Source organism: Thermococcus sp. 21S7, from assembly GCF_012027615.1.
In the GTDB taxonomy this organism is placed as follows: domain Archaea; phylum Methanobacteriota_B; class Thermococci; order Thermococcales; family Thermococcaceae; genus Thermococcus.
The window spans coordinates 1-443 of sequence record NZ_SNUT01000022.1 but is presented as its reverse complement, the minus strand read 5'-3'; the positions used below and the strand labels follow the sequence as shown (position 1 = coordinate 443).

At 48.1% G+C, this 443-nt stretch carries 1 pseudogene; it reads left to right on the top strand.

Features of this window, described 5'->3' with window-relative positions:
* Positions 1–337 (top strand): annotated as a pseudogene (locus E3E51_RS12940) (replication protein RepA); the annotation flags it as partial.
* Between the last annotated feature and the right edge of the window lie 106 nt (positions 338–443).

The window sequence follows — 443 nt, the reverse complement described above, 5'->3', positions numbered from 1 at the left end:
GGTGATAGCCAAAAACAAAGGTGTAAGCGAGGACATGCTCCTCACTATAGACGAGCTCTACACCATAATGCTCGAACAGAGAAACCTCGAGGAGGAACTCTTCGAGGAGGAAGTGGAGGAACTAGAGGAGAAGGCAGAAGAGAGCCCAGAGCTGGAGAAGGCCAAGAAGGCTGTCCTCGACCTGCTGAACGAGAAGAAGAAGGCCCTCTCGCACAAGTTCATCGTTAAGAAGCTCTCCAAGGAGTTCGACGAGGAGCTCATCGAAGAGGCCATAACCCAGCTCTTAGCTGAGGGAGAAATCTACGAACCGGAGATAGGCTACTACGAGCCGCTGTGAGTCAGCTTTTCAATATTTCCTTCACCCTCTTTTTCACAAACCACTCGTCTTAGGTGAGGGATTAAAAAGCTTAGAAAAGTTAAAAATTAAAAACATCCCCTCAGTA